The 18,204-nt window shown below is 27.7% G+C and carries 28 protein-coding genes, 1 tRNA gene and 2 rRNA genes; 2 read left to right on the forward strand and 29 right to left on the reverse strand.

Going from position 1 to position 18,204, the window contains the following annotated elements; translation table 11 throughout:
• Nucleotides 1–16: 16 nt before the first annotated feature.
• From cspE to aroE, 5 genes are all read right to left on the reverse strand, one after another.
• The gene (cspE, locus tag BCC_RS01575; RefSeq protein WP_011672684.1) at nucleotides 17–226 is read right to left on the reverse strand and encodes a transcription antiterminator/RNA stability regulator CspE; all 210 of its coding nucleotides are present in this window, start codon (nucleotides 224–226) and stop codon (nucleotides 17–19) included.
• A gap of 188 nt (nucleotides 227–414) precedes the next feature.
• Nucleotides 415–530, reverse strand: a 5S ribosomal RNA gene (gene rrf / locus BCC_RS01580).
• Nucleotides 531–565: 35 nt separating this feature from the next.
• A 23S ribosomal RNA gene (locus tag BCC_RS01585) occupies nucleotides 566–3,490 on the reverse strand.
• A gap of 133 nt (nucleotides 3,491–3,623) precedes the next feature.
• Nucleotides 3,624–3,695 (reverse strand) — tRNA-Glu (locus BCC_RS01590).
• A gap of 136 nt (nucleotides 3,696–3,831) precedes the next feature.
• The gene (gene aroE, locus BCC_RS01595; protein WP_011672685.1) at nucleotides 3,832–4,674 is read right to left on the reverse strand and encodes a shikimate dehydrogenase; all 843 of its coding nucleotides are present in this window, start codon (nucleotides 4,672–4,674) and stop codon (nucleotides 3,832–3,834) included.
• Nucleotides 4,675–4,842: 168 nt separating this feature from the next.
• Here aroE and def point away from each other — a divergent pair, with 168 nt between their 5' ends.
• Both def and fmt read left to right on the forward strand, forming a co-directional pair.
• Entirely contained in the window at nucleotides 4,843–5,292 is a 450-nt protein-coding gene (gene def / locus BCC_RS01600; RefSeq protein ID WP_011672686.1) for a peptide deformylase, read from the forward strand.
• Between the two features lie 35 nt (nucleotides 5,293–5,327).
• Nucleotides 5,328–6,284: a methionyl-tRNA formyltransferase gene (gene fmt / locus BCC_RS01605; protein WP_011672687.1), complete on the forward strand. Its 957-nt coding sequence runs from the start codon at nucleotides 5,328–5,330 to the stop codon at nucleotides 6,282–6,284.
• Nucleotides 6,285–6,396: 112 nt separating this feature from the next.
• On the opposite strand, the gene rplQ is transcribed toward fmt, so the two are convergent.
• From rplQ to rplB, 24 genes are all read right to left on the reverse strand, one after another.
• Nucleotides 6,397–6,759, reverse strand: a complete 363-nt coding sequence (gene rplQ, locus BCC_RS01610) for a 50S ribosomal protein L17 (protein ID WP_011672688.1) — start codon at nucleotides 6,757–6,759, stop codon at nucleotides 6,397–6,399.
• 27 nt (nucleotides 6,760–6,786) lie between these two features.
• Nucleotides 6,787–7,776 (reverse strand): DNA-directed RNA polymerase subunit alpha, encoded by a 990-nt coding sequence (locus tag BCC_RS01615; RefSeq protein WP_011672689.1) that lies wholly within the window; start codon nucleotides 7,774–7,776, stop codon nucleotides 6,787–6,789.
• 33 nt (nucleotides 7,777–7,809) lie between these two features.
• Nucleotides 7,810–8,430 (reverse strand): 30S ribosomal protein S4, encoded by a 621-nt coding sequence (gene rpsD / locus BCC_RS01620; protein WP_011672690.1) that lies wholly within the window; start codon nucleotides 8,428–8,430, stop codon nucleotides 7,810–7,812.
• A gap of 33 nt (nucleotides 8,431–8,463) precedes the next feature.
• Entirely contained in the window at nucleotides 8,464–8,856 is a 393-nt protein-coding gene (gene rpsK, locus BCC_RS01625; protein ID WP_011672691.1) for a 30S ribosomal protein S11, read from the reverse strand.
• Nucleotides 8,857–8,874: 18 nt separating this feature from the next.
• Nucleotides 8,875–9,234: a 30S ribosomal protein S13 gene (gene rpsM / locus BCC_RS01630; protein WP_011672692.1), complete on the reverse strand. Its 360-nt coding sequence runs from the start codon at nucleotides 9,232–9,234 to the stop codon at nucleotides 8,875–8,877.
• A 99-nt stretch (nucleotides 9,235–9,333) separates the two neighbouring features.
• Nucleotides 9,334–9,450, reverse strand: coding sequence for a 50S ribosomal protein L36 (gene rpmJ / locus BCC_RS01635; protein WP_011672693.1), 117 nt, complete (start codon nucleotides 9,448–9,450; stop codon nucleotides 9,334–9,336).
• A 35-nt stretch (nucleotides 9,451–9,485) separates the two neighbouring features.
• The gene (gene secY, locus BCC_RS01640; RefSeq protein WP_011672694.1) at nucleotides 9,486–10,781 is read right to left on the reverse strand and encodes a preprotein translocase subunit SecY; all 1,296 of its coding nucleotides are present in this window, start codon (nucleotides 10,779–10,781) and stop codon (nucleotides 9,486–9,488) included.
• A 48-nt stretch (nucleotides 10,782–10,829) separates the two neighbouring features.
• Nucleotides 10,830–11,267, reverse strand: a complete 438-nt coding sequence (rplO, locus tag BCC_RS01645; protein ID WP_011672695.1) for a 50S ribosomal protein L15 — start codon at nucleotides 11,265–11,267, stop codon at nucleotides 10,830–10,832.
• A gap of 11 nt (nucleotides 11,268–11,278) precedes the next feature.
• Nucleotides 11,279–11,455, reverse strand: coding sequence for a 50S ribosomal protein L30 (rpmD, locus tag BCC_RS01650; protein WP_201763722.1), 177 nt, complete (start codon nucleotides 11,453–11,455; stop codon nucleotides 11,279–11,281).
• Nucleotides 11,456–11,476: 21 nt separating this feature from the next.
• Nucleotides 11,477–11,971: a 30S ribosomal protein S5 gene (gene rpsE, locus BCC_RS01655; protein ID WP_011672697.1), complete on the reverse strand. Its 495-nt coding sequence runs from the start codon at nucleotides 11,969–11,971 to the stop codon at nucleotides 11,477–11,479.
• Between the two features lie 18 nt (nucleotides 11,972–11,989).
• A complete protein-coding gene (rplR, locus tag BCC_RS01660; RefSeq protein ID WP_011672698.1) occupies nucleotides 11,990–12,358 on the reverse strand; it encodes a 50S ribosomal protein L18 in 369 nt (122 codons plus the stop codon).
• A gap of 1 nt (nucleotide 12,359) precedes the next feature.
• Nucleotides 12,360–12,899, reverse strand: coding sequence for a 50S ribosomal protein L6 (rplF, locus tag BCC_RS01665; RefSeq protein ID WP_011672699.1), 540 nt, complete (start codon nucleotides 12,897–12,899; stop codon nucleotides 12,360–12,362).
• Nucleotides 12,900–12,936: 37 nt separating this feature from the next.
• On the reverse strand, nucleotides 12,937–13,329 hold the full coding sequence (gene rpsH / locus BCC_RS01670; protein WP_011672700.1) for a 30S ribosomal protein S8: 393 nt from the start codon (nucleotides 13,327–13,329) through the stop codon (nucleotides 12,937–12,939).
• Between the two features lie 53 nt (nucleotides 13,330–13,382).
• Nucleotides 13,383–13,688 carry a 30S ribosomal protein S14 gene (rpsN, locus tag BCC_RS01675; RefSeq protein ID WP_011672701.1) on the reverse strand — a complete coding sequence of 102 codons (306 nt, stop codon included), beginning with the start codon at nucleotides 13,686–13,688 and terminating at the stop codon, nucleotides 13,383–13,385.
• 18 nt (nucleotides 13,689–13,706) lie between these two features.
• Nucleotides 13,707–14,246 (reverse strand): 50S ribosomal protein L5, encoded by a 540-nt coding sequence (rplE, locus tag BCC_RS01680; RefSeq protein ID WP_011672702.1) that lies wholly within the window; start codon nucleotides 14,244–14,246, stop codon nucleotides 13,707–13,709.
• 18 nt (nucleotides 14,247–14,264) lie between these two features.
• The gene (gene rplX, locus BCC_RS01685; protein ID WP_011672703.1) at nucleotides 14,265–14,582 is read right to left on the reverse strand and encodes a 50S ribosomal protein L24; all 318 of its coding nucleotides are present in this window, start codon (nucleotides 14,580–14,582) and stop codon (nucleotides 14,265–14,267) included.
• Between the two features lie 21 nt (nucleotides 14,583–14,603).
• Nucleotides 14,604–14,975: a 50S ribosomal protein L14 gene (gene rplN / locus BCC_RS01690; protein ID WP_011672704.1), complete on the reverse strand. Its 372-nt coding sequence runs from the start codon at nucleotides 14,973–14,975 to the stop codon at nucleotides 14,604–14,606.
• 138 nt (nucleotides 14,976–15,113) lie between these two features.
• Nucleotides 15,114–15,368, reverse strand: a complete 255-nt coding sequence (gene rpsQ, locus BCC_RS01695) for a 30S ribosomal protein S17 (protein ID WP_011672705.1) — start codon at nucleotides 15,366–15,368, stop codon at nucleotides 15,114–15,116.
• A complete protein-coding gene (rpmC, locus tag BCC_RS01700; RefSeq protein ID WP_011672706.1) occupies nucleotides 15,365–15,562 on the reverse strand; it encodes a 50S ribosomal protein L29 in 198 nt (65 codons plus the stop codon). The genes rpsQ and rpmC overlap by 4 nt, the downstream gene beginning before the upstream one ends.
• Before the next feature lie 2 nt (nucleotides 15,563–15,564).
• On the reverse strand, nucleotides 15,565–15,975 hold the full coding sequence (gene rplP / locus BCC_RS01705) for a 50S ribosomal protein L16 (protein ID WP_011672707.1): 411 nt from the start codon (nucleotides 15,973–15,975) through the stop codon (nucleotides 15,565–15,567).
• Between the two features lie 21 nt (nucleotides 15,976–15,996).
• Nucleotides 15,997–16,704 (reverse strand): 30S ribosomal protein S3, encoded by a 708-nt coding sequence (gene rpsC, locus BCC_RS01710; RefSeq protein ID WP_011672708.1) that lies wholly within the window; start codon nucleotides 16,702–16,704, stop codon nucleotides 15,997–15,999.
• On the reverse strand, nucleotides 16,682–17,056 hold the full coding sequence (gene rplV / locus BCC_RS01715) for a 50S ribosomal protein L22 (RefSeq protein WP_011672709.1): 375 nt from the start codon (nucleotides 17,054–17,056) through the stop codon (nucleotides 16,682–16,684). The genes rpsC and rplV overlap by 23 nt, the downstream gene beginning before the upstream one ends.
• Nucleotides 17,057–17,073: 17 nt before the next feature.
• Nucleotides 17,074–17,358, reverse strand: a complete 285-nt coding sequence (gene rpsS / locus BCC_RS01720) for a 30S ribosomal protein S19 (protein WP_011672710.1) — start codon at nucleotides 17,356–17,358, stop codon at nucleotides 17,074–17,076.
• 19 nt (nucleotides 17,359–17,377) lie between these two features.
• Complete coding sequence (gene rplB / locus BCC_RS01725) at nucleotides 17,378–18,199, reverse strand: 50S ribosomal protein L2 (RefSeq protein ID WP_011672711.1); 822 nt, start codon at nucleotides 18,197–18,199, stop codon at nucleotides 17,378–17,380.
• Between the last annotated feature and the right edge of the window lie 5 nt (nucleotides 18,200–18,204).

Consider the following 18,204-nt stretch of genomic DNA (forward strand, 5'->3'; position numbering starts at 1 on the left):
CTTTTTTCGGTTTAAATTAAACACTAACAACATTAGCAGCTGACGGCCCTTTTGCGCCTTCGGTAATTTCGAACTCAACACTTTGACCTTCTGCCAAAGTCTTAAATCCGTTGCTTTGGATAGCAGAAAAATGAACAAAAACATCTTTGCTTCCATCTTCAGGAGTAATGAAACCAAAACCTTTAGATTCATTAAACCATTTTACATTACCTTTTATCTTGGACATCTATACATTACCTTAGAGTGAAAATATAAACTAAAAATTATACCTAAACATAATATATTATACATAGTAATAAAATATTTTACTAAAAAATCTTATTACTAAAAATAATTAAATTAAATAATACATTTACAGAATATAGATATAAATAAGAATATAAAAATTTTAAAAATATAATTAAAAAAAACAAAAACTGGCAATGTCCTACTCTCACACAAGGAGACCTTGCACTACCATTGGCGTTGAAATGTTTCACTTCTGAGTTCGATATGGTTTCAGGTGGTTCCAGATCACTATGATTACCAGATTTTATTTTTTTTAGAAAAACACCTCTGGTGTTGTAAGGTCAAGCCTATTGGGTAAATTAGTACTAGTTAGCTGAACATATCGCTATGCTTACACACCTAGCCTATCAACGTCGTAGTCTACAACAACCCTTCAGAAGGGTGAAAAAAACATCACTACCTTCAGGGAAAACTAATCTTGAGGCGAGTTTCGTGTTTAGATGCTTTCAGCACTTATCTCTTCCGTATTTAGCTACCGGGCAATGCCATTGGCATGACAACCCGAACACCAGGGATACGTCCACTTCGGTCCTCTCGTACTAGAAGTAGCCCCTCTCAATTTTCCTACGCCCACGGCAGATAGGGACCGAACTGTCTCACGACGTTCTAAACCCAGCTCGCGTACCACTTTAAATGGCGAACAGCCATACCCTTGGGACCTGCTTCAGCCCCAGGATGTGATGAGCCGACATCGAGGTGCCAAACACCGCCGTCGATATGAACTCTTGGGCGGTATAAGCCTGTTATCCCCGGAGTACCTTTTATTTGTTGAGCGATGGCCTTTCCATACAGAAACCACCGGATCACTAAGACCTGCTTTCGCATCTGCTCGCATTATCACGCTTGCAGTTAAACTGGCTTATGCCTTTGCACTAACCTTACGATGTCCAACCGTAATTAGCCAATCTTTGTACTCCTCCGTTACTCTTTGGGAGGAGACCGCCCCAGTCAAACTACCCACCAGACACTGTCTCTGTACCGGTTTACGGTACAAGATTAGAAAATCAATGTTTATAGGGTGGTATTTCAAGGTCGATTCCATTAATTCTAGCGAACTAACTTCATTATCTCCCACCTATCCTACACAATAAAAATCAATGTTCAATGTCAAGTTATAGTAAAGGTTCACGGGGTCTTTCCGTCTTGCCGCGGGTACACTGCATCTTCACAGCAATTTCAATTTCACTGAGTCCTGGATGGAGACAGCCTGGCCATCATTACGCCATTCGTGCAGGTCGGAACTTACCCGACAAGGAATTTCGCTACCTTAGGACCGTTATAGTTACGGCCGCCGTTTACCGGGGCTTCAGTCAAAAGCTTCAGGTTACCCCTAACTTCATCAATTAACCTTCCGGCACCGGGCAGGCGTCACACCGTATACTTCCACTTTCGTGTTTGCACAGTGCTGTGTTTTTAATAAACAGTTGCAGCCAGCTGGTATCTGCGACTAACTTAAGCTTCAAAAGTAAATTTTTACACTTACATGTTAGCGTGCCTTCTCCCGAAGTTACGGCACTATTTTGCCTAGTTCCTTCATCCAGGTTCTCTCAAGCGCCTTAGTATACTCTACCTAACCACCTGTGTCGGTTTCGGGTACGATTTATATTTTACATATAAGTTTAGAGGCTTTTCTTGGAAGCATGGTATTAGTTACTTCATTATTTACATAATTCGTATTCATATCTTAGGCTAACAAAAAATCGGATTTTCCTAATTTTTTACCCTACATATTTAAACCGAGACAACCAACACCCGGATAACCTAACCTTCTCCGTCCCCTCTTCACAGTAAAAAAAAGTACTGGAATATTAACCAGTTTCCCATCGATTACGCCTATCGGCCTCACCTTAGGGGTCGACTCACCCTGCCCCGATTAACGTTGGACAGGAACCCTTGGTCTTTCGGCGAGCAGGTTTTTCACCTGCTTTATCGTTACTCATGTCAGCATTCGCACTTCTGATACCTCCAATGTTTTTTTCAAAACATCTTCACAGGCTTACAGAACGCTCCCCTACCCAATAAAAAAAATATTTATTGCCATAGCTTCGGTACATAATTTAGCCCCGTTATATCTTCCGCGCAAGCCGACTAGACCAGTGAGCTATTACGCTTTCTTTAAATGATGGCTGCTTCTAAGCCAACATCCTGGCTGTTTATGCCTTCCCACATCGTTTCCCACTTAATTATGACTTAGGGACCTTAGCTGATGGTCTGGGTTGTTTCCCTCTCCACAACGAACGTTAGCACCCGCTGTGTGTCTCCCGTGATAAAATTTTTCGGTATTCGTAGTTTGCGTTGGTTTGGTAGGCCAGTATGGCCCCCTAGTCAAAACAGTGCTCTACCCCCGAAAATTAATTCACGAGGCGCTACCTAAATAGCTTTCGGGGAGAACCAGCTATCTCCCGGTTTGATTGGCCTTTCACCCCTAACCACAAGTCATCCGCTGATTTTTCAACATCAGTCGGTTCGGTCCTCCAGCAGGTTTTACCCAGCCTTCAACCTGCTCATGGCTAGATCACCGGGTTTCGGGTCTGTATCTTGAAACTATAAAATAATTCGCCCATTTAAGACTCGGTTTCCCTACGGCTCCCTTAACAGTTAACCTTGCTACAAAATACAAGTCGCTGACCCATTATACAAAAGGTACGCAGTCACTTATAAAAAGCTCCTACTGATTGTACGTATTTGGTTTCAGGATCTATTTCACTCCCCTAACCGGGGTTCTTTTCGCCTTTCCCTTACGGTACTAGTTCACTATCGGTCATTCAGGAGTATTTAGCCTTAGAGGATGGTCCCCCTATCTTCAAACAAGATTTCTCGTGTCCCGTTCTACTTTTTGAATACCAGAAAAAAAATACTTCATATACAGGACTATCACCTTTTATTGTTAGATTTTCCAAACTATTCTACTATATTTTTCTTCTTTTATTATTCTAGGCTGATCCCATTTCGCTCGCCGCTACTATGGGAATCTCAATTGATTTCTTTTCCTCAAGGTACTTAGATGTTTCAGTTCCCTTGGTTTGCTTTATTAATCTATTTATTCAATTAATAATGATGTTTAAACATCAGGTTTCCCCATTCGGAAATCATCGGATAATAACGCTTCATATCAACTTACCGATGCTTATCGCAGATTAGCACGTCCTTCATCGCCTCTGAATGCCAAGGCATCCACCAAATACGCTTATTTTGCTTAACCTTACAACCCACAGGTGTTTTTCTAAATTTTAATCATATTCAAATTTTTAAAGAACATAAAAACAAAACATATTTAAATTACAAAAAGATTATAACATATTTTTTTTTTTTAGTATAGAAAAATATTCAAATTTTGTCCTCTAGGGGATTTGAACCCCTGTTGCCGCCGTGAAAGGGCGGTGTCCTAACCACTAGACGAAGAGGACTAAAAATAAAAATTAATAAAAATATTAATGTATAATAATACAGAATACACAAAAAGAGTCAAGTTTTTTTATTATATTTTTAATAGATATTTTTTTATATAAAAAAATATTTAAATTATTTGAAATAAAAAAACATTTATATAATAGATTTTAATAAATTAATATTTTTTTTAATGTTTGGTAGTATGTTAAACCATATATAACATGAATATGCTGCTTGTGCTACTAACATTCCTAAGCCATCAGAATATTTTCTACTACCTAAATCTCTACAAGTAGATAAAAAAGGGGTTAATTTTTTATTTTTTGAATAAGAAATATCATAACATTTTGTATTTGGAAATATCAAATTTTTTGGAAATTTAGGAGAGAAATTATATAACCCGCATGAAGTGGCATTAATAATAATATCAAATTTTTTTGTATATAAATTTTTATCAAAAACAAAAATTTTTCCAAATTTTTTAAATTTATTTACTAAAATACATGATTTACTAATTGTTCGATTTAAAATAAAAATACAACATTTTTTTTTTAATAAATGATATACAATAGAATATACAGCTCCACCTGAACCTAATATTAAAATAAAAGAATTTTCTGTGATATATTTTAAACGATTTAAATCATAAATTAATCCAATTCCATCCGTGTTGTAACCAATAATATTATTATTTGAACTTTTTTTTAAAACATTTACCGAATTAGAAATTTTTACATATTTAGTATTTTTATTTGAAATTTGAAATGATTTTTTTTTAAAAGGAACAGTAATGTTGCATCCAAAACCACCATTTTGAAAAAAATTTTTTACTATAACAAAAAAATTTGATTTTGTACATAAAAAAGAGTTATAATTATAATTAATTTTTATCTCTTTAGAAAAATTTTTATGTATTAATGGAGATAAAGAATGCTCTATGGGATTTCCGAACAAAGCAATATGAATTTTTTTTTCACAATATTTACTATTTTGCATTTTAAATTCCTAAAAATTTTAATAAAATCAAAAACAATAATATAAAAAAAAATTATTATATTTATATTAATAAATAGTTAATTAAATATTCTGGTAAATTAACTTAAAATTTAATAAAAATATTTTATTTATATAAATATTTATAATAAAATAATATAAATAATATTTATGTCAATACGTAAAATACTACAATTTCCAGATTATCGTTTACGATTACTATCTAAACCTATTAAGATTATAAATAAAAAAACAAAAAAAATAATCTATGATATGTTTGATACAATGTATGCTAATAATGGTATTGGGTTAGCTGCTCCCCAAATAAATATTTTGAAACAAATCATTGTTATTAGTTCTCTAAAACCTACAATGTCTGAATTAGTTTTAATTAATCCAGTAATTTTAAAAAAAAATAAAAAATATATAAATACAATTGAAGGTTGTTTATCAATTCCTAAAAAAACTGCTAAAATAAAAAGATCTAGTTGTATAAAAATACAAGCAATAAATACTTACGGAAAATCATTTACATTAACAGCAAAATCATTGCTATCAATATGCATTCAACATGAAATAGATCATTTAATTGGAAAATTATTTATAGATTATATTAATTAATACCAAAATTTTCTATAATAATTATTATTAAACATATGTTAAAAAAAAAAACAAAAATAATTTTTGCTGGAAGCGATAAATTTTCATTAGCACATCTTCGATCATTATTTTTTTCCCAAAATATTATTTCAGCTGTTTTAACAAAACCAGATAATCAATATTTTAAAAAAAAAAAAAAAGCATTTTCTTCTGTAAAAAATTTTTCTATTAAAAATAAAATAAAAATATTTCAACCAAAAGATTTATATGAAGAAAAATTTTACTTAAATATTAAAAAAATAAATCCTGATTTATTAATTGTATCATCTTATGGAATGATAATTCCAAAAAAAATATTACAACTATTTCCTTTAGGAGGTATTAATGTACATGCTTCTTTATTACCAAAATGGAAAGGAGCTGCTCCTATACAACGATCTATTCTTCATGGTGATAAAAAAACTGGAATTAGCGTTATAAAAATGAATTCAAAAATGGATTCTGGAAAAATAATTTATCAATTATCTTGTCCTATATATTATAATGATAATACTAAAAAATTATCTATCAGATTGATACCTATTTCTTTACAATGTATGTATCAAGCATTAAATATTATCTTAAGTAAAAAAAAAAAAAAATTTCATAAGCAAAAAAGAAATCAAGAAACTTTTGCATTAAAAATAAAAAAAGAAGAAGCAATTATTTCATGGTCACAAACTGTTATAGAAATAGATCGAAAAATTCGAGCGTTTAGTTTATGGCCGATTTGTAAATTTTTTTTTAAAAAATTATTAATACAAATTAAAAAATCATCAATTATTTCTATTAAAAAAAATAATTTTAAAAATGGAGAAATAGTTAATATCACAAAAAAAGGAGTACAAGTAAATACAAAAACTGGTATATTAAATATAGAAAAAATTAAAATTCCAGGAAAAAAAACAATGTATATACATGAAATATTAAATTCAAGAAGAAAAATGTTTATTAAAAATAAAATATTAAAATAATTCTTCTATAATTAAAAATTATATATTTTTTTAAAAAAAAGAACGGCATAAAAATGCCGTTTTTATTTAACTAATATATTAAAAAATAAATTATTTTTATAATATAAAATTTTTAAAAATTACGACCAACTAATTCTACATAAGCAATGATAGAATTATCACCTTTTCTAAATCCACATTTTAATATACGTAAATAACCCCCTGGACGAGAATAAAAATGTGGACCTAATTCATGAAATAGTTTTTTTACTGTAAAAATATCACGAACACGAGAAAATACAATTCGACGATTAGCAATCGTATCATATTTTGCTATTGTAATAATAGGTTCTATAAAACGACGTAATTCTTTTGCTTTAGATAAAGTTGTTTTTAAATATTCATACTTTACTAAAGAACAAGTCATATTTTTAAACATAGATTTTAAATGACTTCGTGTTCTATTTAATAATCGTCCAATTTTTCTATGTCTCATAATTATTTCCTTTAAAATTTTAAAAATTTAATCTTCTAAAAGACTTTTAGGTGGCCAATTATCTAATTTCATTCCTAATGATAATCCACGTGATGCTAATACATCTTTAATTTCAGTAAGTGATTTTTTACCTAAATTTGGAGTTTTGAGTAATTCTACTTCTGTTTTTTGTACTAAATCACCAATGTAATGAATGCTTTCTGCTTTCAAACAATTAGCAGATCGTACAGTTAATTCTAAATCATCTACTGGTCGTAATAAAACAGGTTCAAATTCTGGTTTTTCTTCTTTAATTTCTGGCTCACGAACACCTCTTAAATCTACAAAAGCTTCTAGTTGTTGAGCTAAAATAGTAGCTGCTTTTCTAATTGCATCTTCAGGATCAATAGTTCCATTAGTTTCCATTTCTATAATTAATTTATCTAAATCAGTTCTTTGTTCTACCCGGGCAGATTCAACTGTATACATAATACGTTCTATTGGGCTATAAGTAACATCAAGAAAGAGTTTTCCAATAATATGTTCATTATCATAATTTTCTTTTCTAGATTTTGCTGTAATATATCCTCTTCCTCGTGTTACTTTCATTCTAATATCAATTGATGCATCCGAACAAGTAAGATTACAAATAATGTGTTTGTTATTTATAATTTCAGTAGAATTATCATGATTAATATCTTTAGCTAAAACTGGACCAATCCCGCTTTTTTTTAAATATAAAGTGACTTCATCTTTTCCAAATAATTTTATTGATAAACCTTTTAAATTTAAAAGAATATCTAATATATCTTCTTTTACTCCTTCCTTATGCATATATTCATGTAAGATTCCATCTATTTCAACCTCTGTAACTGCACATCCTGAAATAGAAGATAATAAAATTCTTCGTAAAGCATTTCCTAAAGTATGTCCAAAACCACGTTCTAATGGTTCTAAAGTAATTTTAGCATGTGTGGCACTAATTTGTTGAATATCAACTAATCTAGGTTTTAAAAAATCTTCTACAAAACCTTGCATTATTATTTCTCTCTTAATAGAATATATAAAATGTTACTTCGAATATAATTCTATAATTAAATGCTCATTAATATCCGAAGATAAATCATCACGTTCTATAGAACGTAAAAATACGCCTTCCATGTTTGGATAATCTATACTTAACCAACTAGGTTTTTCTTTTTGTTTCATAATTTCTAAAGAAGCTTTAATTCTTAATTGATTTTTAGACTTTTTAACAACTGATATTTTATCATCAATAGATACTTGAAAAGAAGGAAAAGAAACAATTTTATTATTAACACAAATAGATTTATGATTAATTAATTGACGTGCTTCTAAACGAGTAGTTCCAAAACCTAATCGATATACAATATTATCCAAACGACTTTCTAATAAAAATAATAAATTTTGTCCTGTGTTTCCTTTTAATTTTGATGCTTTCTTATAATAATTATGAAATTGTTTTTCTAATATTCCATATAAACGACGTAATTTTTGTTTTTCTCGTAATTGTTTTGCATATTCCGATAAACGCAATTTTCGAGATCCATGTTGACCAGGAGCTTGATCAATATTACATTTAGATTCAATAGTACGCACTCCAGATTTTAAAAATAAATCTGAATTTTCACGTCTACACAATTTTAATTTAGGACCCAAATATTTTGCCATATTAATATCTCTTTTAAAAACTTAAATAAAAAATTACACTCTACGTTTTTTTGATGGACGACAACCATTATGAGGAATAGGTGTAACATCTATAATATTTGTAATGCGAAAACCAGAAGAATTTAATGCTCGAATAGTAGATTCACGACCAGGACCAGGACCTTTTATCATAACTTCTAAATTTTTTATTCCATAATCTTTTACACGATCTGCACATTTTTCTGCAGCTACTTGTGCGGCAAAAGGTGTCGATTTTCTTGATCCTCTAAATCCAGAACCACCCGAAGTTGCCCAACCTAAAGTATTACCTTTACGATCTGTAATAGTTACTATAGTATTATTAAATGATGCATGAATATGAGCAATTCCATCTAAAATTTGTCTTTTAATACGTTTTTTTGGTTGATTTAATTTTTTTTTTGACATAATAAATTATTTTTCCAATTATCTACTTTTTATTAATTTTCTAGGACCTTTCCGAGTACGGGCATTTGTTTTTGTTCTTTGACCTCTAACTGGAAGATGTTTACGATGACGTAATCCTCTATAACAACCAATATCCATAAGTCTTTTAATATTAATAGTTTTTTCTCTACGCAAATCACCTTCTACTAAAAATTTTGATATTATTGAACGTAATGATTCAATTTTTTCTTTTGTTAAAGAATTAATTTTTACATCACATCTAATACCTATAGAAAAACAAATTTTTTTAGATAAAGATATTCCAATACCATAAATACTTGTTAAAGCTACTAAAATATGTTTTTTATCAGAAATATTTATTCCCGCAATTCTAGTCATTCACACTACTCCAAGAGTAAATAGCATAAAATATATACATTTAAAAAATGTATATAAAATTTTTTATAATAAATAAATTTTTTTAAAAAAAAAACATTATTATCCTTGTCTTTGTTTATGTTTTGGATCATTACTACAAATAACACGAATTATATTTTTTCTACGAATAATCTTACAATTACGACATATCTTTTTTACTGAAGCTCGAACTTTCATTACTTCTCCAAAATTAACATAAAAATATATAATTTTTAATTTTTTAAATATAAATGTGATTTTTTTAATATTTTTTTATATTGAGTTGACATCATTAATGTTTGTGTTTGCGTAATAAATTCTATTAAAACAACTACTACAATTAATAAAGAAGTACCACCAAAATTAAAAGGTACTTTAAAAAAGTAACGTACAATATCAGGAATTAAACAAATAAATACAGTATATATTGAACCAATAGTTGTTAATTTAAAAACAATATTTTTAATATATTCTGCAGTCTTTAAACCCGGTCTAATTCCAGGAAGAAAAGCTCCAGATTTTTTTAAATTATTAGCAGTATCTTGAACATTAAAAATTATATTAGTATAAAAAAAACAAAAAAATATTATTAAGATAATATTTACAATTAAATAAATACTATGTTTAAATTTTAAAAAATCAAAAAAATATATTATTTTTTTATAATCGTTAAAAACATAACGCAAATAAGTTAAAAGTATTGATGGGAAAACAATTAAACTAGATGAAAAAATAACAGGTATTACTCCAGCCATATTTAATTTTAATGGTAAATAACTATGATGCGCAGTATACATTCGTCTACCTTGTTGACGTCGAGCATAACATACAATAATTTTACGTTGACTTTTTTCTATAAAAACTACAATAAAAATTACAAAAAAAATAATTAATAGAAGAAAAAAAACATAAAGAAAACTAAAATTTTTAATTTTTATTAATTTATAAGTTCTTATAACAGAAGCTGGTAAACCAGATATTATACCTGAAAAAATAATTAAAGAAACTCCATTACCTACACCTTTAGTAGTAATAAGTTCTCCTAACCACATTAAAAATATAGTACCGGTAACTAAACTAACAACCGCAATAATATAAAAATAACAATCTGCAAAAACTATAATATTTTTCATTCCAGGAAGAAATGGTAAACTAATTACTACTCCAATTGATTGTATAATTGAAAGAAAAAATGTAATATATTTTGTATATTGATTAATTGTTTTTTTTCCTATATCTCCTTCTTTTTTTAAATTACGTAAATATGAACTAATCAATGTTAATAATTGTACTATTATAGAAGAAGAAATATATGGCATTACACCTAAAGCAAATATTGAAGCTCTATTTAATGATCCTCCTGAAAACATATTAAACATAGTTAATATAGAACTATTTTTATAAATAAAAAATTTTTCTAAAACTTGTATGTTAATACCTGGAATAGGAATGAATGAACCTATTCTAAATATCATTATTGCTATAAAAACAAAAAAAATTCTTTTTCGTAAATTATATAATGTAGACATAGTATATTTTCTATTAAAAATGAATTGTTTAAATAAATAATTATATTTTTAACTTTTAACTACTCCTCCAGCTGATTCTATACATAAACGAGCTCCCTTAGTTACAGACAAACCAGAAATTATTATAGGTCTATTAATCAATCCAGATTTGATAATCTTAACATATTTAATATTCTTATTAATTAAATTTATTTTTTTTAAAATAGATAAATTAATATATTTTAAATTATGAAAACAATCTAATTCAAATAATCTAATTTCATCAAAAAATTTTTTTTTCTTAGAACGAAAACCAAATTTTGGAATTCTTCTATATAATGGTGTTTGCCCTCCTTCAAAACTTTTTCGTATTTTTCCACCTGATCTAGATTTTTGACCTTTATGTCCACGTCCTCCTGTTTTTCCCCAACCTGAACCAATTCCTCTACATATGCGTTTTTTAGACCTTTTTTTATATACAGAATTTGATAATGAATTTAAATACATAAAGAATTCCTCTATTTAATAGATATCATATAATATACTTTCTTAATCATTCCACGAATAGCTGCTGTATCTTTTCTTTCAACAGTATCTCCAATATTACGTAAACCTAATCCTTTCATAGTTGCTTTATGTTTTGGTAAACGACCAATTTGACTTTTTATTTGAGTTATTAAAATAGTTTTCATAATAAAAATATTCTCATGTTATTTTTAAATTATTGTAATAATTTTACCTCTTTTTTTAGAAATCATTTCCGGTGATCTAATTTTTTTTAATCCGTTTAAAGTCGCCCTTACAACATTGATAGGATTAGTAGAACCATATATTTTAGCTAAAATATTTTGAATTCCCGCAACTTCAAGAACAGATCTCATAGCTCCACCAGCAATAATTCCAGTTCCTTCAGATGCTGGTTTCATAAAAATGAAAGAACCTGTATGTAAACCTGTAACTGAGTGTTGAATAGTATTTTTAAATAAAGGAATTATAATCATATTTTTTCGTGCTTTTTCCATTGCTTTTTGAATTGCAGAAGGAACTTCTCTAGCTTTTCCATAACCAAATCCTACTTTTCCTTGATTATTTCCAACAACAGTTAAAGCAGTAAAAGAAAAAATTCTTCCTCCTTTTACTGTCTTAGAAACTCTATTTACAGAAATTAATTTTTCTTTTAACTCAATTGATAACTTTTTTTCATAATGCATATTTATATTCCTATAATTTTAGAAAATTAAACCTGATACACGGGCTGATTTAGCTAATTCTTCTATTCTACCGTGATATTTAAAGCCTGATCTATCAAAAAATACTTTTTTGATTCCTTTGATTAAAGCTCGCTCTGCAATTAATTTTCCAATTATTTTTGCAGAAATTTTATTTCCTGTATAGATATTATTTATATTTAATTTTCTAAATTCTAAAGTAGATGCACATACTAAAACAAAAGAAGTTTTACATGAAATAATTTGAGCATAAATATGCTTTGAAGTACGGTGAATTACTAAACGAAAATCACGATTACTTCTTATTTTTTTACGTATTTTAGTATAACGTCTAATCCTAGTTTTTTTTTTGTTTACATAACCTTTCATTTTACTTTTTTTTTGCCTCTTTAATACGTATTATTTCATTTAAATAACGAATACCTTTACCTTTATAAGGTTCTGGTTTTCGATACGAACGTATATTAGCTGCTACCTGACCTACTAATTGTTTATTAATTCCTGATAATACGATTTCTGTTTGAGATAATAAATTTGCTGTAATTAGATTCGGTAACTGATAAGAAATAGAATGTGAAAAACCCAAATATAATTTTAAAATATTATTATTTTCTAAAATAACTCTATAACCAATTCCAAATAAAATTAATTGTTTCTTAAAACCTGTAGTTACTCCAATAATCATAGTATTAACTAAAGCACGACAAGTACCTGCTTGCATCCAACCATATGAACTTGATGAATGATTATGAGAAAAAAATAAATAACTATTCTTTTTTATAATTTTTATACATTTATGTATATTTTTTTTTAAAATACCTAATTTTCCATGAACAATCACTTTTAAATCTTGTAAACTAATATTTACATTTTGAGGAATCTTTATTGGTGATTTTGCAACACGCGACATACTTAATTTTCTCCATCATTATGAATTAAAAAAAAAATTAATCTACGTAACATATGATTTCTCCACCTAAACCTTTTTCTCTTGCTATACGATCAGTCATAACACCTCTAGAAGTCGAAATAATAGCAATTCCTAAATTATTCATAACAATAGGTAAATTACGTTTATTACAATATCTACGTAAACTTGGACGACTAATACGTTTGATATTTTCAATAACAGATTTACCATTAAAATATTTTAAAAAAATTTTTAATACTTTATTATTATTTTTTTTTATTTTATAATTTATAATATATCCTTCAAATTTTAATACTTTTACAATGTTTTCTTTTAATCTTGAAAAAGGGACTATTACAAAAATTTTATTTGAAAATTGACCATTACGAATACAAGTAATCATATCTGCTATTGGATCTTGCATACTCATAAATATACCTTATTTATAATAAATATATCTTAATTAATAATTTTTATATAAGTTTACCAACTTGCTTTAGTCAAACCGGGAATTTCACCTCTCATAGCTGCTTCTCGTAATTTCATTCTACTTAATCCAAATTTACGTAAAAAAGCATGAGGACGTCCAGTTTGTCTACAACGATTACGTTGTCTAGATGGACTAGAATCCCTAGGTAAAGTTTGTAATTTTAACATAGCATTCCAACGATCTTTTTCAGAAGAAAATTTAGATTTTACAATTTTTTTTAATTTCTCTCTAATCAAAAAATACTTTAATGCTAATTTTTTTCTTTTAAATTCTCTTGCTTTCATTGATTGTTTTGCCATATAAATACCTAAATAATTTTATTTTTGAAAAGGAAAATCAAATTCAGTTAATAAACATTCACCTTCTTGGTTAGATTTAGAATTTGTAGTTATAGTAATATCCATTCCTCTAATAGAATCAATTTTTTCATAATTAATTTCTGGAAAAATAATTTGTTCACGGATACCTAAACTATAATTCCCTCTACCATCAAAAGATTTACGTGACATACCTCTAAAATCACGAATTCTTGGTATTACAATAGTAATTAATTTATCAAAAAAATCCCATTTTCTTCTTCCTCTTAACGTTACCTTACATCCAATAGGATAACCTTTACGAATTTTAAAACTAGCAATTGATTTTTTAGCAATAGTAATAATTGGTTTTTGACCAGAAATCTTAGTTAAATCATCAATTGCATAATCTAATATTTTCTTATTTATTATAGATTTACCAATTCCCATATTTAAAGTAATTTTTATAATTTGTGGAACAGCCATTATACTAGAATAATTAAATTTTTTTATCAAATTAGGAATAACTTTATTTTTATAATATAAATATAATCTTGACATAATATATTTCCTATATTTTTACTGTATTAATTCTTTATTAGATTTAAATCTACGCTTTTTCTTACCGAGATGCCAAAAAAATTCAACTTTATCTGATTTTTTAAGTTTTTTATTAAAAATTGATACATTAGAAATATGAATAGGTAATTCTTTTGAAATAATTCCTCCACTCTGTTGCTTTTCAGGAATAGATTTTTGATGTTTTTTTACTATATTAATTCCTTCAACAATAACAGTATTATTGCTACGATATATTTTTTTTACAATACCAACTTTACCTTTATCCTTTCCAGTTAAAACAATAACTAAATCATTAGAACGTATTTTATATGACATATTAATTATCCCTTAAAAATTTTAAAGAACTTCTGGTGCTAGAGAAATTATCTTCATAAATTTTTCTACTCTTAATTCTCTTGTTACTGGACCAAAAATACGAGTACCAATTGGTTGATTTGTAGTATCATGAACAATTACACAAGAATTATTATCAAAACAAATCATAGAACCATCTGTTCTTCTAATACCTTTTTTAGTACGTACTACTACAGCTTTTACTACTTCACCTTTCTTTACTTTACCTCTAGGTATAGCTTCTTTAATAGCTACTTTTATTATATCTCCAATATTAGCATAACGTCTACGAGAACCACCTAGAACTTTTATACACATCACAAGACGAGCTCCGGAATTATCAGCAACATTTAAAATAGTTTGTACTTGTATCATATATATGTCCTGTTTATTTTATAGTAAAAAAATTTATTATAGTGTAATATAAAAGAAAATTTCATAATTATATAATAGAAGACATGAATCAAATTATTATATACGATTTCATGCCTTCGTTTATAAAAATAAAAAATTTTAAACAATAGATTTTTCTAAAATATTTACTAAAATCCAAGATTTTGTCTTTGATATAGGTCGACATTCACGAATTGTTACTATATCTCCAATATTACAAATATTTTTTTCATCATGAATACACAATTTAGTTCTTTTTTTAATAAATTTTTTATATATAGAATGTTTTATTTTACGCTCTACAATAACTACGGCAGATTTATTCATCTTATTACTTACAATATAACCATTTAAAAGATTTTTTTTTTCATTCATAAAGTATGATTAATCCTTTTATTTAAAACTGTTTTTATACGTGCAATATCTTTCTTATTTTTTTTTACTAAATGTGTTTTTTTTAATTTTCCAGAAGATAATTGAAGACGAATATTAAATTGTTCTTTCAATAAATCTAATAAATTTTTTTTTAAATGATTTTTATCAATATTGTTTTTTTCAATAATATTCATTTTTATAATACCAATTTAGAAACAAAAATAGTTTTTATAGGTAATTTAGAAGATGCTAATTTAAAAGCGAAACGACATTCTTCTTCAGAAATACCATCAATTTCATATAGTATTTTACCAGGTTGAATTAAAGCAACCCAATATTCAACATTACCTTTTCCTTTTCCCATTCGTACTTCTAATGGTTTTTGTGTAATAGGTTTATCTGGAAAAACACGAATCCATATTTTTCCTTGACGTTTTACTGATCGAGACATTGTTCTACGAGCTGCCTCAATTTGTCGAGCAGTTAATCTACCTCGTTCAATAGATTTTAATCCATAAGACCCAAAATTTACTTTATTATCACAAGATAAACCTCTATTTTTACCTTTATGCATTTTACGAAATTTAAAACGTTTTGGTTGCAACATAAATATAAATTCTCCCATTATTTATTTTCGATATTTTTGAGATACCTTTTTTACCGAAATAAATGGTTTTTTATCTTTCTTATTAGATACAACTAACATTCCATCTAATATTTCACCTTTGAAAATCCATACTTTTACTCCAATAATTCCGTATGTTGTATGAGCTTCCGAAGTATTATATTCAATATTAGCTCGTAATGTATGAAGTGGAACTCTTCCTTCTCTATACCATTCTCTTCGTGCAATTTCTACACCTCCTAATCGTCCACTTACTTCTATTTTAATACCTTTAGCACCTTGCCGCATAGCATTTTGAACTGAACGTTTAATAGCTCTACGAAACATGACTCTTCTTTCTAATTGAGAAGAAATATTATCTGCTACTAACTTTGCATCTAACTCTGGTTTACGTATTTCTGAAATATTAACTTGAGCTGGTACTCCAGTAATTTTTGCAATTTCAATTCGTAATTTTTCAACATCTTCACCTTTTTTACCAATCACAATACCAGGACGAGCAGTATAAATCGTTACTCTAATATTTTTAGAAAGTCGTTCAATAATAACTTTTGAAACTGATGCTTTAATTAATTTTTTCTTTACATAACTACGTACTTTAAAATCACTGTCTAAATAATTTGAAAATTCTTTTTTACTAGCAAACCAAATAGAATTCCAAGATTTAATAATACCTAATCTCATTCCATTAGGGTGTACTTTTTGACCCATTATAACCCTCCGGGTTTTTTTTAATATCTGATAATATTACTGTAATATGACTAGTTCTTTTTAAAATACGATCTGCTCTTCCTTTTGCTCGTGGCATCATTCTTTTCATACTAGAACCACTATTAACAAAAATTTTTGAAATAATTAATACTTCTTTATTATAACCATAATTATGTTCAGCATTAGATAATGCTGATTTTAATAATTTTTTAACTAATAATGCTGCTTTTTTTTTTACACTTGATAAGATCTGTAATGCTAATAAAGCTTTTTTACCACGAATAATATTAGCAATTAAACGTATCTTTTGTGCAGAAGAACGAACTTGATTATATTTAGCTAAGACATTCATGTTATCATCTCAAAAATTTATTTAATAGGTTTTTTAATCTTTTTATCTGCTGTATGTCCTCTATAAGTACGTGTAATAGAAAACTCTCCTAATTTATGACCAACCATTTCTTCTGTAATAAATACAGGTACATGTTGACGTCCATTATGAATAGATATTGTTAATCCGACCATATTAGGAAAAATTGTAGAACGTCTAGACCATGTACGAATTGACTTCTTATTCGTTAATTTTAATGATTTTTGAATCTTTTTTAATAAATGAATATCAATAAAAGGACCTTTTTTAAGAGAACGAGGCATATATTTTCATCCTATATAATTATTTATTTCTATGACGAACAATAAATCTTTCTGTTCGTTTATTTCTACGTGTTTTTTTACCTTTAGTTTTTAATCCCCATGGACTTACAGGATGTTTACCGAAATTTCTACCTTCACCACCACCATGAGGATGATCTACAGGATTCATTGCAGTACCACGAACAGTAGGTCGTATTCCGTATCTACGGGAAGCACCGGCTTTTCCTAAAATACGTAACATATGTTCTGAATTCCCTACTTCTCCTATAGTAGCACGACATTCAATATGAATTTTTCTTAATTCACCTGAACGTAAACGTATAACAACATATTTATTTTCTTTAGATATTAATTGCGCATAACTTCCAGCAGATCGTGCAATTTGACCACCTTTTCCAGATTTTATTTCAATATTATGTAGAATTGTTCCAATAGGAATTTTTTTTATTGGTAAAGCATTTCCTAATTTAATTGGAACTAAATTTCCAGATTCTATAATATCTCCAACTTTAATTCCTTTAGGTTCCAAAATATAACTTCTTTTACCATTCTTATATAAAATCAATATAATATTAGATGATCTATTAGGATCATATTCAATTCTTTGCACTACTGCTGGAACATTATCATAACGTCTCTTAAAATCAATACAACGATATAATTTTTTATGTCCCCCCCCTATATGACGGGTAGTAATACGTCCATAATTATTTCTTCCACCTGTTTTTACTTTTTTCTGCAATAATGATGCAATAGGTCGACCTTTATATAAATTTGGACAAATTACTTTTACTACATGACGTCTTCCAGGAGAAGTTGGCTTGCATCTTACAATAACCACGTATA

The sequence above is a fragment of the Buchnera aphidicola BCc genome (assembly GCF_000090965.1).
Classification (GTDB): Bacteria; Pseudomonadota; Gammaproteobacteria; order Enterobacterales; family Enterobacteriaceae; genus Buchnera_F; species Buchnera_F aphidicola_F.

Bases quoted from the DNA above. Each gene is read 5' to 3' on its own strand.
- cspE (WP_011672684.1), bottom strand. From the start codon at position 226: ATGTCCAAGATAAAAGGTAATGTAAAATGGTTTAATGAATCTAAAGGT.
- aroE (WP_011672685.1), bottom strand. From the start codon at position 4,674: ATGCAAAATAGTAAATATTGTGAAAAAAAAATTCATATTGCTTTGTTC.
- def (WP_011672686.1), top strand. From the start codon at position 4,843: ATGTCAATACGTAAAATACTACAATTTCCAGATTATCGTTTACGATTA.
- fmt (WP_011672687.1), top strand. From the start codon at position 5,328: ATGTTAAAAAAAAAAACAAAAATAATTTTTGCTGGAAGCGATAAATTT.
- rplQ (WP_011672688.1), bottom strand. From the start codon at position 6,759: ATGAGACATAGAAAAATTGGACGATTATTAAATAGAACACGAAGTCAT.
- BCC_RS01615 (WP_011672689.1), bottom strand. From the start codon at position 7,776: ATGCAAGGTTTTGTAGAAGATTTTTTAAAACCTAGATTAGTTGATATT.
- rpsD (WP_011672690.1), bottom strand. From the start codon at position 8,430: ATGGCAAAATATTTGGGTCCTAAATTAAAATTGTGTAGACGTGAAAAT.
- rpsK (WP_011672691.1), bottom strand. From the start codon at position 8,856: ATGTCAAAAAAAAAATTAAATCAACCAAAAAAACGTATTAAAAGACAA.
- rpsM (WP_011672692.1), bottom strand. From the start codon at position 9,234: ATGACTAGAATTGCGGGAATAAATATTTCTGATAAAAAACATATTTTA.
- rpmJ (WP_011672693.1), bottom strand. From the start codon at position 9,450: ATGAAAGTTCGAGCTTCAGTAAAAAAGATATGTCGTAATTGTAAGATT.
- secY (WP_011672694.1), bottom strand. From the start codon at position 10,781: ATGTCTACATTATATAATTTACGAAAAAGAATTTTTTTTGTTTTTATA.
- rplO (WP_011672695.1), bottom strand. From the start codon at position 11,267: ATGTATTTAAATTCATTATCAAATTCTGTATATAAAAAAAGGTCTAAA.
- rpsE (WP_011672697.1), bottom strand. From the start codon at position 11,971: ATGCATTATGAAAAAAAGTTATCAATTGAGTTAAAAGAAAAATTAATT.
- rplR (WP_011672698.1), bottom strand. From the start codon at position 12,358: ATGAAAGGTTATGTAAACAAAAAAAAAACTAGGATTAGACGTTATACT.
- rplF (WP_011672699.1), bottom strand. From the start codon at position 12,899: ATGTCGCGTGTTGCAAAATCACCAATAAAGATTCCTCAAAATGTAAAT.
- rpsH (WP_011672700.1), bottom strand. From the start codon at position 13,329: ATGAGTATGCAAGATCCAATAGCAGATATGATTACTTGTATTCGTAAT.
- rpsN (WP_011672701.1), bottom strand. From the start codon at position 13,688: ATGGCAAAACAATCAATGAAAGCAAGAGAATTTAAAAGAAAAAAATTA.
- rplE (WP_011672702.1), bottom strand. From the start codon at position 14,246: ATGTCAAGATTATATTTATATTATAAAAATAAAGTTATTCCTAATTTG.
- rplX (WP_011672703.1), bottom strand. From the start codon at position 14,582: ATGTCATATAAAATACGTTCTAATGATTTAGTTATTGTTTTAACTGGA.
- rplN (WP_011672704.1), bottom strand. From the start codon at position 14,975: ATGATACAAGTACAAACTATTTTAAATGTTGCTGATAATTCCGGAGCT.
- rpsQ (WP_011672705.1), bottom strand. From the start codon at position 15,368: ATGAATGAAAAAAAAAATCTTTTAAATGGTTATATTGTAAGTAATAAG.
- rpmC (WP_011672706.1), bottom strand. From the start codon at position 15,562: ATGAATATTATTGAAAAAAACAATATTGATAAAAATCATTTAAAAAAA.
- rplP (WP_011672707.1), bottom strand. From the start codon at position 15,975: ATGTTGCAACCAAAACGTTTTAAATTTCGTAAAATGCATAAAGGTAAA.
- rpsC (WP_011672708.1), bottom strand. From the start codon at position 16,704: ATGGGTCAAAAAGTACACCCTAATGGAATGAGATTAGGTATTATTAAA.
- rplV (WP_011672709.1), bottom strand. From the start codon at position 17,056: ATGAATGTCTTAGCTAAATATAATCAAGTTCGTTCTTCTGCACAAAAG.
- rpsS (WP_011672710.1), bottom strand. From the start codon at position 17,358: ATGCCTCGTTCTCTTAAAAAAGGTCCTTTTATTGATATTCATTTATTA.